The 13931-nt window shown below is 29.5% G+C and carries 14 protein-coding genes; 3 read left to right on the top strand and 11 right to left on the bottom strand.

The annotated features are described in order from the left end of the window. Positions 1 to 121 precede the first annotated feature (121 nt). Entirely contained in the window at positions 122 to 1294 is a 1173-nt protein-coding gene (locus HMPREF9131_RS00355) for a carboxylate--amine ligase (protein ID WP_009344741.1), read from the bottom strand. A 110-nt stretch (positions 1295 to 1404) separates the two neighbouring features. On the opposite strand from HMPREF9131_RS00355, the gene tpx reads away from it, so the two are divergent. Then, entirely contained in the window at positions 1405 to 1905 is a 501-nt protein-coding gene (tpx, locus tag HMPREF9131_RS00360; protein WP_009344736.1) for a thiol peroxidase, read from the top strand. After that, on the top strand, positions 1905 to 2384 hold the full coding sequence (gene rlmH, locus HMPREF9131_RS00365; protein ID WP_009344733.1) for a 23S rRNA (pseudouridine(1915)-N(3))-methyltransferase RlmH: 480 nt from the start codon (positions 1905 to 1907) through the stop codon (positions 2382 to 2384). The genes tpx and rlmH overlap by 1 nt, the downstream gene beginning before the upstream one ends. On the opposite strand, the gene HMPREF9131_RS00370 is transcribed toward rlmH, so the two are convergent. From HMPREF9131_RS00370 to sdaAB, 5 genes are all read right to left on the bottom strand, one after another. After that, a complete protein-coding gene (locus HMPREF9131_RS00370) occupies positions 2385 to 2834 on the bottom strand; it encodes a hypothetical protein (RefSeq protein WP_009344738.1) in 450 nt (149 codons plus the stop codon). 50 nt (positions 2835 to 2884) lie between these two features. Continuing rightward, positions 2885 to 3433 carry a DUF3783 domain-containing protein gene (locus tag HMPREF9131_RS00375; protein ID WP_009344730.1) on the bottom strand — a complete coding sequence of 183 codons (549 nt, stop codon included), beginning with the start codon at positions 3431 to 3433 and terminating at the stop codon, positions 2885 to 2887. 155 nt (positions 3434 to 3588) lie between these two features. Then, positions 3589 to 4824, bottom strand: coding sequence for a dicarboxylate/amino acid:cation symporter (locus HMPREF9131_RS00380; protein ID WP_009344727.1), 1236 nt, complete (start codon positions 4822 to 4824; stop codon positions 3589 to 3591). Further along, complete coding sequence (sdaAA, locus tag HMPREF9131_RS00385) at positions 4821 to 5705, bottom strand: L-serine ammonia-lyase, iron-sulfur-dependent, subunit alpha (protein ID WP_009344742.1); 885 nt, start codon at positions 5703 to 5705, stop codon at positions 4821 to 4823. The genes HMPREF9131_RS00380 and sdaAA overlap by 4 nt, the downstream gene beginning before the upstream one ends. Continuing rightward, positions 5706 to 6371, bottom strand: coding sequence for an L-serine ammonia-lyase, iron-sulfur-dependent subunit beta (gene sdaAB / locus HMPREF9131_RS00390; RefSeq protein ID WP_004823824.1), 666 nt, complete (start codon positions 6369 to 6371; stop codon positions 5706 to 5708). It lies immediately after the preceding gene. A gap of 370 nt (positions 6372 to 6741) precedes the next feature. Here sdaAB and HMPREF9131_RS00395 point away from each other — a divergent pair, with 370 nt between their 5' ends. Continuing rightward, positions 6742 to 8064: a M18 family aminopeptidase gene (locus HMPREF9131_RS00395; protein WP_009344731.1), complete on the top strand. Its 1323-nt coding sequence runs from the start codon at positions 6742 to 6744 to the stop codon at positions 8062 to 8064. A gap of 70 nt (positions 8065 to 8134) precedes the next feature. Here the strand turns inward: HMPREF9131_RS00395 and HMPREF9131_RS00400 are convergent, their stop codons facing one another. The 5 genes from HMPREF9131_RS00400 to hisS all read right to left on the bottom strand — a co-directional run bounded on the left by HMPREF9131_RS00400 (position 8135) and on the right by hisS (position 13678). Beyond that, positions 8135 to 8437 (bottom strand): hypothetical protein, encoded by a 303-nt coding sequence (locus tag HMPREF9131_RS00400; protein WP_009344745.1) that lies wholly within the window; start codon positions 8435 to 8437, stop codon positions 8135 to 8137. An 8-nt stretch (positions 8438 to 8445) separates the two neighbouring features. Continuing rightward, positions 8446 to 8991 (bottom strand): M48 family metallopeptidase, encoded by a 546-nt coding sequence (locus HMPREF9131_RS00405; RefSeq protein ID WP_009344728.1) that lies wholly within the window; start codon positions 8989 to 8991, stop codon positions 8446 to 8448. Beyond that, positions 8991 to 10451, bottom strand: coding sequence for a cardiolipin synthase (gene cls / locus HMPREF9131_RS00410; RefSeq protein ID WP_009344725.1), 1461 nt, complete (start codon positions 10449 to 10451; stop codon positions 8991 to 8993). The genes HMPREF9131_RS00405 and cls overlap by 1 nt, the downstream gene beginning before the upstream one ends. Before the next feature lie 4 nt (positions 10452 to 10455). Continuing rightward, on the bottom strand, positions 10456 to 12282 hold the full coding sequence (gene typA, locus HMPREF9131_RS00415; RefSeq protein ID WP_009344744.1) for a translational GTPase TypA: 1827 nt from the start codon (positions 12280 to 12282) through the stop codon (positions 10456 to 10458). Between the two features lie 88 nt (positions 12283 to 12370). Then, complete coding sequence (gene hisS / locus HMPREF9131_RS00420; protein WP_004823846.1) at positions 12371 to 13678, bottom strand: histidine--tRNA ligase; 1308 nt, start codon at positions 13676 to 13678, stop codon at positions 12371 to 12373. Between the last annotated feature and the right edge of the window lie 253 nt (positions 13679 to 13931).

Raw genomic sequence — 13931 nt, forward strand, 5'->3', positions numbered from 1 at the left:
TTGATAATTCACAAATAATAAGCCTACCCTTATATTTAATTAAGTACTTAAAAAATATATTAAAGAGTTTTTAAACTTTAAAAGGACTGCCCCTTTGAGCAGTCCACATTTTTTTCAAAAATTATCTAAAAATTTTATGCCCTATTGCCCATAGGAAAAATTTTATTCCTGGCATGGGGTCTTTTATATTCCATGTTGATGAAACTTTTTTAAATCTATAATCTTTTATTATATCTTTTAAAGTCATCTGTCCTGATTTCAGATATGCTTTTATGGCTGAAAAATCTTCATATTGGTACTTCCAATATACTTCTTTATTTTCTTTTATCTTTGGACCTTGGAAATCTTCTCCTATTGAATGCAAATAGTAATACAAAGGTGTGTTCATGCCCATTTCATGTTGGAGCCACACAAAATTTACAAACCTTACATTTATTTCTATAAGATATATATCCCCTGTTTTTTCATCTCTTTTTAGTTCGACTTCTGCAAAGCCTTGGAAATCTTCTCCTTTAAAAAGAGGCATACACAAATCATAAAGTTCTTCAATATAAACCTGCTTAGCATAAGTTGATGCTCCAAAATTTATAGGCCATTGGCGAATCTTTGATGTTGTCATAAAGGCTTTTGCTTCTTTATCTTTCATATATACATCGAAGGAATAACAGTTTGAATCAGGTCCTTTAATGATTCTTTGAACAAAACATCTAAGATTTTTTTCTTTAACTTTTTTGATTTTTTCTTCTAATTGCCCTCTGTTAAAAACCTTAAAGGCTTTTTGTCTAAAGGTATTTACAAAATTCATAGAATCTCTAGGCTTTAGTAGACAAGGATAGCCGAAATCTTTATCAACTTTTTCTAATAAATCCTCATCATCTATGTCTAAAATTTCCGGAGTTTTTATGCCGTATTTTTCTGTAAATTCTACAAGGGTTCTCTTGTCCATAATTTTTTTATAAAGACCTTTTTTATCGTTTGGCCACAGAAAATATTTTTTTAGTTCATCATAATTATTTTCCATAAATTCAACATAAAGGTCGGCTGTTGGAAAAAGAACTGGCTTATATTCTTCTTTTTTTGCATAGTCAATTAAAAATTCCACTAATTTTTTTTCTTCTTTTTTGTAGTGAGGACCAATAAGGGCTTCTTTTACATATTTTGAAACTCCATAATGACTTTTTTTGTCATGGTCAACAGAAACCACATAAATTCCTTGCATTCCTAAGGCTCTTACTACTCCAAGGCCTATATAATAATTTGTCCCTAAAACTACGGCTTTATTTTTATATTTCATATTATCACATCCAAATTTTTCTCTATATATTTTACCTAGATTTTAAATATTTTTCAAATATTGGGATATAAATAACATAGATATGATTTTAAATAATTGAGGAGGTTAATATGCAAGTAACATTCGGAGGAAAAAAATTAAATTTATATGGTGAAGTGGTAAAAGTTTCAGATAAGGCTCCTGATTTTAAGGCAGTAAATAATGATCTGTCTTCCTTTGATTCTAAAGAAAACCAAGGAAAGGTTGTTGTTTATTCAGTTGTCCCTTCCATTGATACGGGAGTTTGCTCACTTCAAGCAAGAACTTTTAATGAAGAAGCTGAAAAACTAGGCGACGATGTAATTGTAATTACAGTTTCCTGTGACCTTCCCTTTGCTCAAAAAAGATTTTGTGCTCAAGAAGGTATAAAAAATTCTATAAGCATTTCTGATTACAAGGATCATGATTTTGGTAAAAAATACGGATTTTTAATAGAGGATTTGGCTCTTTTATCAAGAGGGGTTGTAATTGTAGATAAAAACGGTAAAATAGCCTATACTGAATATGTAAAAGAAGTTACTAATGAAGTGAATTTTGAGGCAGCTCTTGATGCTGTTAAAGCTTTAATATAATGGAAATAAATATAATTTCTGTAGGCAAAATTAAGGAAGATTATTTTAAAAAAGCCATTGAAGAATATGAAAAAAGGTTAAAGGCTTATTGTAGGGTTAATTTTATTGAGCTAAAAGATGAATCTGAAGGGAAAAATTTATCCGACAAGGATATTGATATAATTTTAGACAAGGAAGGCAAAAGAATTTTAGAAAAAATAAAAGAAAGGTCTTTTATTATTGTCCTTGACATATTGGGCAGAAGTATTGATTCTGTTGAGTTTTCCAAAAAAATTAATGATATAATGCTTGATGGCATAAGTTCAATTGATTTTATAATAGGGGGATCCCTAGGTATAAGTCAAGAGGTCAAAGATAAAGCAAATTACAGCCTTTCATTTTCTAAATTTACCTTCCCTCATAAACTTATGAAAGTTATCTTAATGGAACAAATTTACAGGGTTTTTACTATAATTAACAATAAAACTTACCACAAATAACTAAATTAATTTGTTTAATAGCTCCACTAGATTATCATATGCTAGTGGGGTATTTTCTTTGCCTTGAGAAGAAACTGTATAATTATTATCAAAAATTATTTCAACTTCCCAAGTTGGCGAGCTTTGGTTAAATTTATTCCAAGCCTCCAAGGGTAGTCTTAGAATTTCATTATTCAAATATTCCCATTTGCCTATAAGATCAATATAAGGACAATTTCCATCAAAAATGTCTTCATTTTTTGAGTTTGATTTATAAAGAACCTGCCCGAACTTTTCCTTATTTATATAAAAAGATAAGTCTTTATTTTTATCTTTCAAAAAAAATTCTTTTATTTCTGCATCAGCAAAGCAATAACCATCGTTACATTTTTGGGACAAAATATCATTTTTTAAAAATTTCTTATATCTATCTTTAGAAAGTCCACTAAATTGGTCTTGTCGTTTTCTCATCTACATCACCATTTAAAATATAACATATAAATGAATAGATTTTTTTCATCTTATCTATTGAATTTTTGTAAATATTTTGATAAATCTTCTCTTATCTTATCAAGTTTTTTTTCATCAATTACTTGGTTTTGCAAGGCGTATGCCCTGTCTAATAAAATTTTTAAGTCCTTTTTACTCTCATCTTCATCAATCAAATTTTGAGCTTTTTTAACTAATATGCCTAAATTTTTAAATTTGATCAAGAGTCTTCTTTCATCTTCTATATGTTTTAAGAGATAAGAAAGAGTCCAATCTATATTTTTTTGTGTTTGAACTGCCTTATGGCTTATTACAAGTCCTTTTTCTTTTAATCCCAATAGGAATTTTTTCATATAGTCCCTATCAAAATCTGAAAATAAAGCAAACTGAATTTGTGAAAAATCATTTTTGTTTATATCTTCATTGTGTTTAAAATTTTCAATACCGAGAAGATAACCAATTTTTTCATTATAGTCTTCTTTTTTTAATTCTCTAGCATCAATTTCAAAATCTTTGCAAAGCTCAGTTAAAATTCTTTTTTCTTCTTCACTAAAGCCTAAATATATTAATTTTTTACTCATTTTCTACCTCTTTTTAATTTACTAATTTCTCATTCTTAACAGTATATTATGAAATTTTAAAAATATAAAGGATATAAAATACCCTCTCAACTGTTCTGACCAGTAAAGAGGGTAGATATAAATTTTTATACCAATTCTAAAATAATCTGAATTTTTTATCCTTCTATTTTTACCTCTTCCTTATCATCTTCTTCGGGAATTGGTCTTTTTACTATATATTTGTAATAAATTTTTTCAACTGCTATAGAAATTGCATTATCTCCACTTACATTTGCAGCTGTTCCGAAAGAATCTTGTGTCAAATATAGTGAAATTAAAATTGTTGCCATAGTTCCAGTTGATTCTACTCCAACATAGGGTAAAAATGGAAGTGCGCTCATAACTGCTCCTCCTGGTGCACCAGGTGCTGCTACCATTGCTACTCCTAATATACAAATAAATCTCATAATAATAGCAAAAGATGCGTTCATTTTAAACATCGTTAAAAGAGTAAATACGCAAGCCGTTAATGTTATCATTGAGCCTGGCATGTGAACTGTGGCACAAAGAGGAATTACAAATTCCCTAATTTGTCTTGTTACTCCCATATTTTTGTTACAATTTACATTTACAGGAATAGTTGCGGCTGATGATTGAGTTCCTACTGCTGTTAAATAAGCAGGTACTGCTCTTTTTATGCTTGAGAAAGGATTTTTCCCTGCATAAATACATGATACAAAAAATAGAGCTGAAATATAAATTAAATGTAGCGCTATTATGCACACAAATATTCTTCCAAAAATTCCAAGTATTGCAAAAACTGAACCTGAATTAGAAAGTCCGCAGAAATTACCAAAAATAAAGAATGGTAATATAGGAATTACAAATTTAGCAAGAACCATGTTTATAATGTCAGAAAATTCGTTAATTATGTTATAAAGTCCTTGTCCCTTACCCTTATTTCTAAGCACTGATACACAAAGTCCAAGCATAAAAGCAAAAACTAAGGCATTAGTTACTTCAATTATTGGTCCCAAAGGTATAGTAAAATATGGGTCAAGAGTTTTTGATGATGCTTCTTGAATTTTTTGCACCAAATCTGGAGTTATAAATGATGGGAAAATATTTGAACTCATTACATATGATAAAGAGCCAGCTATTAGTGTTGAACAGTAGGATAAGATAACTGTTACAAGTAGGAGCTTGCCTGCTCCTTCTGAAAGATCAGCGATTCCTTTAGATACAAAAGCTAGAATCATAAGTGGTATAATAAAATTTAAAAATGCACCGAACATTGTTGAAAATGTTACGGAAACTCTTGTCATCCAGTCAGGTAAAAATCTACCAACTACAATACCTAAAGCAATTGCTATAATAATTTTTGGTATCAAACCAAGGGTCTTTTTTTTCATACTTCCTCCTTTAAATTTAAAAATTGTGCTCTTATTGCACATCCTGTTTTGGTTCCGGCAAGACCGCCAAGTCCTGTTTCTCTAATAGAAACATTTAATAGCTTTCCAACCTCTCCCATTGCACTTGCAACTTCATCAAAAGGTACAATTGATTTAATTCCTGCCATCGCCATATCGGCAGAAATTAAAGCGTTCATAACTCCAGATGCGTTTCTAAAATTGCAAGGATATTCTACAAGTCCTGCAATAGGATCACATGCAAGACCCAAAACATTTATAAGAGTTATACTTGCAGCTTCTAATGCCTCACTAGGTGAACCTCCAAGTATTTCCACAGCAGCAGAAGCTGCCATTGCTGAGGCAGAACCACATTCTGCCTGACATCCTCCTTCAGCTCCAGCAAATGTTGCATATTTACCAATAATTTGACCGATGCCTATAGAGGTTAAAAGTCCTTTTACTAACACTTCATCATCTAAGTCATATTTTTCTTTTAATGACATAAGGGTTGCCGGCATAATTCCTGAAGAACCAGCCGTCGGAGCTGCTGCTATTGTTCCCATATTGGCATTTGTTTCCGATGTGGAAAAAGCCATTGCCATTGCTTTCATTAAGAACTTTCCAACAATGGGCTCACTAATTTCCTGATAAGAGAAACACTTTTTGGCAAATCCATCAATCATTTTATATTTAGTGGTAAATTTTTTATCAAGAGTATTTGTGGAAGATTTTTTCATAACTTGTAAAATTTCTAAAATCTTTTCAAAAATTTCTTCCTTAGTTAAAGATGAATTTTTTAATTCATCCTCTAGAACTAAATCATAAATATGGCAATTATTTTTTTGACAATATTCAATAATTTCTTTTGCAGTATTAAACATTTATACCTCCACATATTTAGCCATCAAAAACTTAGAATTTGTTGTCAGTTTTTTTACTAAATCAATAGATAAATTTTGGTCTAATTCTATAGTTAAGTTAACAATTTCTGTAAGGTCATCTTTTATTGTATTTATAGATTCTATATTATAATCATTTTTATAAAGAATAGATGAGATCTCAGATATTATTCCTTTTTGCTCATTATATCTAAATAATAGAGTGGGATGAGTTCCGTCAAATTCAACTTGAATTCCGTTAATATCAACTATAATCATATTACCGCCACCAATAGAAGAACCTATAACATATTCTTCGTGGTCTTCATATACAAAAGAAATCTTAACTGTATTTGGGTGAAAATCCTCTCCCAAATCAGTAGCTACAAATTCATAATTTATTTTTTTGGAATCTGCTATTTTAAAAGCATCTCTGATCCTGTCGTCATAGGTTTTAAAACCTAATATACCGCCTAATAAGGCTCTATCTGTCCCATGACCCTTATAGGTCATGGCAAAAGAACCGTGTAAATAAAATATAACTTTTTTATAATTTTCAGGGCAAATTCTCGCTGCTACCCTGGCTATTTTGCATGCACCTGCTGTATGGGACGATGAAGGACCTACCATAATAGGACCCAAAATTTCAAAGGCTCTATATTCTTTCATATTCTTTCCCCCTCTACAAAAATAATTATATCATTTCTTAATGTAAATATCATTATTATGACCTATTAATATAAAAATTTTACCGAACTTTTTAAAGTAGCATTAATTTTATGCCTTGCTTATTCTCCTATATGAAAGTTCCTTGCTTTGTTTTCAAATTAATTTTATACTAATTATAATATGTATAAATTAGTAAAGAAAAATCTAAAATAAGTATTTAACAAATTTATTTAATGAAAAGTTTATCTATATGTATTAAGAGTATGTTTAAATTCATTAATTTTCAAATATTTTTTAATATAATTACTCTTCACATATTTAGGATTTGGTTTTATTTTGCCTAATCTTAATAAAAAGGAAAGGAAAAGAAATGTCTAAAGAAATCGTAAAAAAACTTATTAATTTTATTAAAGATTCCCCAACTTGTTTTCACGCAGTCAAAAATATGAAAAATATTTTAAAAAGTGAAAATTTTATAGAGCTTCTTGAGGGACAAACTTGGAAATTAGAAAAAGGAAAAAATTATTTTGTAACAAGAAATAATTCTTCAATTATAGCTTTCAAAATTGGAGAAGATATAAAAAATTATTCTTTCAATATTGTGGCTTCCCATACCGATTCTCCAACTTTTAAATTAAAAGAAAATGCTGAAATTTCTGTTGATAATAAATATATTAAGCTAAATACTGAAGGTTATGGAGGAATGATTGTTTCATCATGGTTTGATAAACCCTTATCCTTAGCTGGAAGGGTCTTTATAAATAGGCCCGATGGTATTTTCTCTACCCTTGTGAAGATTGACAAGGATTTACTACTTATTCCTAGCCTTGCAATTCACATTTCAAAAGATATGAAAGCTTCTACAGATAACAAACAAATTGACCTTTTACCTTTAATCTCTCAAACTTCCAAGGATGATGGGAAAAATCTTGTTAATAAGATATTGGCTTTAGAACTTAATATAGACCCTGATGATATTATTTCAAGAGATATATTTTTATACAACAGGACTCCAGGAACAATTTGGGGAGCTAATGAAGAATTTTTCTCCTGTCCGCAAATTGATAACTTAGAATGTGCTTTTACAAGTCTTTTGGGATTTATTAATGGTTATAATTCAAAATCTATTGATGTTTACGCATCTTTTGATAATGAAGAAGTTGGTTCTGAAACTAAACAAGGTGCCCTATCTACATTTTTATTTGATGTCTTAAATAGAATCAATGAAAATTTATCTTATAGTAAAGAAGATTATTACAAGGCTATTTCTTCATCCTTTATGATTAGTGCTGATAACGCTCACTCTTTTCACCCTAACCACAAAGAGCTAACTGATGATACAAACTACGCATATATGAACGGTGGTATAGTTATAAAATCTCATGCTGGACAAAAATATACAAGTGATGGTCAAAGCATATCAGTATTTAAAAAAATTTGTAAAGATGAAAATATACCCCTTCAATTTTTCTCAAACAGGTCTGATAAAATCGGTGGATCAACCCTAGGAAATCTTTCACAAAATCATGTATCCCTAAATACTGTAGATATTGGTCTTGCACAACTATCTATGCATTCAACATATGAAACAGCAGGTGTTAAGGATGCTAAATATATGGTTGATGCCATTGAAGCCTTTTATAAATATCACTTTAAGGCAAAAGATAATTTTACATTTGAATTTACAAAATAAATTTCATTTTTATTATGATTTTTAAATATTAACTCATATAAAAAAAGCTCCATGATTGGAGCTTAATTTTTTATATATTTTTTGTTGATTTTTCCTTATTTCCATTAACACTTTTATCGGTAGTTGTAATTTTATCATCACTTTTATCTGATTCTGAATCATCTTTTTTATCTTTTTTAAATACTTCTTTTACTTCTATTGCCTTTTCTTTTGTTTTATTCCAAATTACATGATAAGGCACAGATTTTATTTTGTCAGCAAAATATTCAGGGTCTATCCTTTTTGTTCCTATAAATATAGTGATATTGAATATTTGCATAAGTATCAGTACTAGGAATACAACTATCAGTAATTTTAAAAATTTTTTTAACATATTATCACCTATGTATGCTTAAGTTTTTTGTCTAAATCCCTATAATTAGGCATATATTTTTCTATTTCCTTATAGAAATCTTTAGAATGATTAGGGTATTTTAAATGAATAAGTTCATGTAAAACCACCGCCTCTATCTCTTCTATAGGTCTTTGGGCTAAATAAATATTAAGAATAATAAGCCTCTTATTGGGATAAGCTGTACCCCACCTAGCTTTCATCTTTCTTAATTTATATTCTTTAGGTGCAAGTCCTGTCAATTTTTCATATTTTTTAAATATATGAAAAAGTATATCAGAAAGCTCTTTTCTATATAAGTCATCAATTTCCTTTTGGCTAAAATTTTCCTTTAATTTTTCACCAAAGAGGTGATTTTTATAAGTTGACCTTTTCTTATCGTCTTCTATTAGTTTTTCGACAATAGCCTCATTTGATTCGTATATGTCTAGTATATGAGATGTGCTTAAATTTTGAGGGGCAGAAATTTTTACAACTCCATCTTCCACTCGTATTTTTACATTTTTTATATTTTTTCTATCTATATTAATTTTCATTACAGTAAGGGTGACAAAAGTCTTGAGGTCTGTTCTCTAATTTTTGTGAAAAGTCCTCTTTCTTCATAGATTTCTTTAGTTATTTTTTTACAATCTTTTAAATCATTTTTAAAATCTTTTTTTAGTTTTTGATTTAATTCATAATCAAACATAAAAGCATTAACCTCAAAATTAAGCTCAAAAGATCTTATATCAAAATTAGCTGTTCCTACTGAAGAAAGATAATCATCTGAAATCATAATTTTTGTGTGTAAAAATCCTTTTTGATACATATAAACATTTACACCCCAGTCCAATAATTCTCCAGCATAGGATAGAGATGCCCAGTGAACAAAAAGATGGTCTTTTTTTTGAGGTATCATTATATTAACTTCAACGCCTGAAAGAGCTGCTACTTTAAGACATTTAAAAAGTCCCTCATCTGGTACAAAATATGGTGTTTGTATATAGATTTCTTTTTCAGCTCTAGTTATAAGTTTTTCATAACCATTTCTTATTGAATCGGCTTTTGTATCTGGACCTGATGTAACAATGGAAACATCCTTATTTCCCTTTTCTTTTAAATATATAGTTGAAAAATTCTTTATGTCTTTTTTACTGGCAAACTTATAGTCAAGGTAAAATCTCCATGAAAGTCCATTGACTGCATCACCTAAGATTCTTAAATGTGTATCTCTCCAATTCCCAAATTTTCCATTTCCCACATACTCATCACCAACATTTAAACCGCCTACATAGCCTATTTTTCTATCTATTATTGCTATCTTTCTGTGGTTTCTGTAATTAATGTGAGTATTTATTTTGGGCAAAATCCCTGGAAAAAATACAGCAAAATTAACGCCTGCATTCCTTATTCTTTCTCTATCACTTGATTTTAAATGCCTTGCACCCATGCCATCTACTAATAAGTATACATCAAGCCCTTCTTTTGCTTTTTCTATCAATAAATCAATAAATTGGCTTGATAATTGGTCAGATTTAAAAATATAGTATTGAATATAAAGGCTTTCTTTTGCATTTTTTATATCTTCAAATAAAGCCTTAAATTTTTCCACTCCATTGTTAAAAATTTTTACATCATTTTCTGAATAGAGAATTTCTCCTTCAGCGTTATTAAACATCTTAACTATTTCTTTGTATTCTTTAGTTTTTGCATTGGAAGACTTATATTCTCTACTCTGTATATTTTCAATCGTGTCCCTATATTTATTCTTAGTTATCCTATCTGCTTGTGTTTTTGAATCAAACATCTTAGATTTAGATACATCTTGACCTATTAATAAATATAATATAATACCCACTATGGGTATAAAATTAATTGCCATTACCCACAGCAAGGTTGAAGTAGGTTTTTTCCTTTGAAAAAACACTACTGCTGCTGAAAAAATTATATTTATTAAAAATATTATTGAATAAAATTGTGCAAAAGATTTTATTGCATCAAAATACATCTTTAGCATAGAATCACTTCTTTTTATTTTTTGATTTGTATCTTTGTTGTGAGCTTAAAATTTCTTTTCTAATTCTAAAATCCTCTGGTGTAATTTCTATTAATTCGTCATCTTCAATAAACTCTAAAGCTTCTTCCAAGGTTAAGTTTTTAACCGGTGATAGTTTTAAAGCTTCATCTGAACCTGAGGCTCTGACATTTGTTTGTTTCTTTTCTTTAGTTACAGAAACTTCAATTTCAACACCCTTTGGAGATTCTCCTACTACTTGACCTTCATAAACTTCTTCTCCAGGTCCTACAAAAAGACTTCCTCTTTGTTGGGCATTATTTAATCCATAAGTTGAAGCTACTCCTGTATCAAAAGACACAATAGATGCATTAACTCTTCTTGGAATATCACCCTTGTATGGTGCATAATCTTCAAATACTGAATTTAAAATCCCATTTCCTTTGGTATCGGTCATAAATTCTGTTCTATATCCAATAAGACCTCTGGCTGGAATCAAAAATTCTAGTCTTTGATAACCTCCTTGAGGTTCTTGCATTGTTACAAGTTCTCCCTTACGTCTGCCAAGCTTTTCAATAATCGCTCCTACATATTCTGATGAAACATCTATTGTAACTCTTTCAATAGGTTCATATTTTTTAGAATCAATAGTTTTAAACAAAACTTGAGGTTTGGAAACTTGGAATTCATATCCTTCACGTCTCATATTTTCTATTAATACACTTAAGTGAAGTTCCCCTCTACCGCTAACTTTAAAAGAATCTGTAGAATTTGTTTCTTCAACTCTTAAAGATACATCAGTTTGAAGTTCCCTAAAAAGTCTTTGCCTTAACTGCCTTGAAGTTACAAACTTACCAACTTTTCCGGCAAAAGGTGAATCATTTACTGAAAAATTCATTGAAAGTGTTGGTTCTGAAATTTTTACAAATTCAAGGGGTTCTTTGTCTTGTTCACTTGTTAAGGTATCTCCTATATTAATATCTTCAATACCTGTAATGGCAACAATGGAACCTGAACTTGATGATTCTACTTCATCTCTTTCAAGACCTTCAAATTCATATATTTTAGAAATCTTAACTTTTTCTTCATAACCCGGTTTTGTAGAATTTACTATATAAACACTATCATTTTCTTTCAAAGTTCCACTTTCAATTTTTCCTATACCAATTCTTCCCACATAATCGTTATAGTCAATTGTTGAAATTAATAGTTTAAAAGATTCGTTACTTGCTTCAACAGGAGCTGGTATATAATTTAGAATTGTTTGGAAAAGTGGTTCCATATATGTCATTTCTTCATCTAATTTTTTGCCAGCAATTCCCCTTTTAGCAGAAGCATAAACAAAAGGTGCATCAAGTACATCTTCACTAGCTCCAAGTTCAATAAATAAATCTAAAACTTCATCTACAACTTCTTCAGGTCTTGCTTCTGGTCTATCTATTTTATTTATGCATACAATAACAGGTAAATGAAGTTCGAAGGATTTTTTTAGAACGAACTTTGTTTGAGGCATAGGACCTTCAAAGGCATCAACTAAAAGAACAACTCCATTTACCATCTTAAGTACACGTTCAACTTCTCCACCAAAATCAGCATGGCCAGGTGTATCAATAATGTTAATTTTTACTCCATTATAGTGAACTGCGGTATTTTTTGATAAAATTGTAATACCTCTTTCACGTTCAATGGCATTAGAGTCCATAACACGTTCGTTTACGACTTGATTTTTTCTGAAAATTCCCGATTGTTTTAAAAGAGCATCAACTAAAGTTGTTTTACCATGGTCAACATGGGCAATAATTGCTATATTTCTAATATCTTCTCTATAGTTCATATTTCATCTTCTTTCTTTTAATTCCTTTATATTGTAATATTTAAATAAAAAAAGTGCAAGATTTAGAGCCTTGCACTAAATAATAATTTTACTTTGAAAATTTTTCTACTAATTTATTAAAATCAACTTCTTCTTGCTCGCCTGTAGCCATATTTCTTAAAGAATATAGACCATTTTTTACTTCATTTTCGCCTAAAACAATAGCATAAGGTACTTTTATTTGATCGGCATATTTGAATTTTTTTCCAAGTTTTGCATCTTCTGAATAAATTGTGACCTTAACATTTTTTTCTCTAAGTTTAGCTAAAAGTTTTATTCCTTCATGGATAAAACCATCCATAGGCAAAATAATAATATCAATTAAAGATTTATCTTCGGCTGAAATTATTTTTGCTTGTTCTAATTGATAGAATAATCTTGAAAGACCGATTGAAATTCCCACTCCAGGTAGGGTTTTTTCTGTATAATATGAAGCAAGATTATCATAACGACCTCCTGAACAAACAGATCCTATTTTTGGATAATCATCAAGAGTTGTTTCATATACAGTTCCCGTATAATAGTCTAGACCTCTAGCTATTTTCAAATCAATCCTGTAATTTTTTTCATCAATATTGTAAGCTTTAATACATGAAATAAGTTCACTCATCTCATCTAAACCTTGGTTGAAAGTTTCTTCATCAATGTTTAAGTCTTTTAAAGCCTGAATAATTTCGTCATTTGTACCTTTTATTTCAATAAATTCAAGAATTTTTTTACCTTTTTCTCTATCTATTCCTGACTCTTCAAGTTCTTTAAGCACATTTTCAGGTCCTATTTTTTCTATCTTATCAACAGCTCTTAGTGCATTTTGTGAATCAGAAACTCCAAGCCATGCGAAAAATCCCTTTAAAATTCTTCTGTTATTAAGATGAATAGTAAAATCTGAAAATCCTAAATCTTTAAAAGTATGATAAATAACTACAGGAAATTCGGCATCATTTGCAATTGAAAGTTCACCATTTCCTATGGTGTCAATATCACATTGATAAAATTCTCTAAATCTTCCTTTTTGAGCCTTTTCTCCACGATAAACCTTACCTATAGCATATCTCTTAAAAGGAAAAGAAAGTTCTGAGAAATGCTCAACTGTATATCTTGCAAGAGGCACAGTTAAATCAAACCTTAAAGACATATCTGTATCACCCTTAGTAAATCTATAGATTTGCTTTTCGGTTTCTCCTCCTCCCTTTGCCAAAAGCACTTCAGACTTTTCAATAACAGGAGTATCTATAGGTAAAAAGCCTGCTCTTTCAAAATTTTTCCTAATAATATCACGCATTTGATTAAACAAAATTTGCTCTTTAGGAAGAAGTTCCATAAAGCCAGGCAAAGTTGACGGTTTTACTATACTCAAAAAATCATCTCCTTATACATTTATAACGTATTAATATTATATCCATTCTACCACATATAAGACTTTGTTAAAAGCTTTATAAAATTAATAATTTTATTGATAATTGATAAATTTTTATTGATATTCAATAAAAATATGTTTATAATAATTTATGAGGTGATGATATGAAAAACTATAGACCCCTTATAATTAAAATTTCACTAATTATTTGTATATTAGCTATACTTTTACTTTCTTACGTCCTACATGAATT

This window comes from Peptoniphilus sp. oral taxon 836 str. F0141 (assembly GCF_000179335.1).
Classification (GTDB): Bacteria; Bacillota; Clostridia; order Tissierellales; family Peptoniphilaceae; genus Peptoniphilus_A; species Peptoniphilus_A lacrimalis.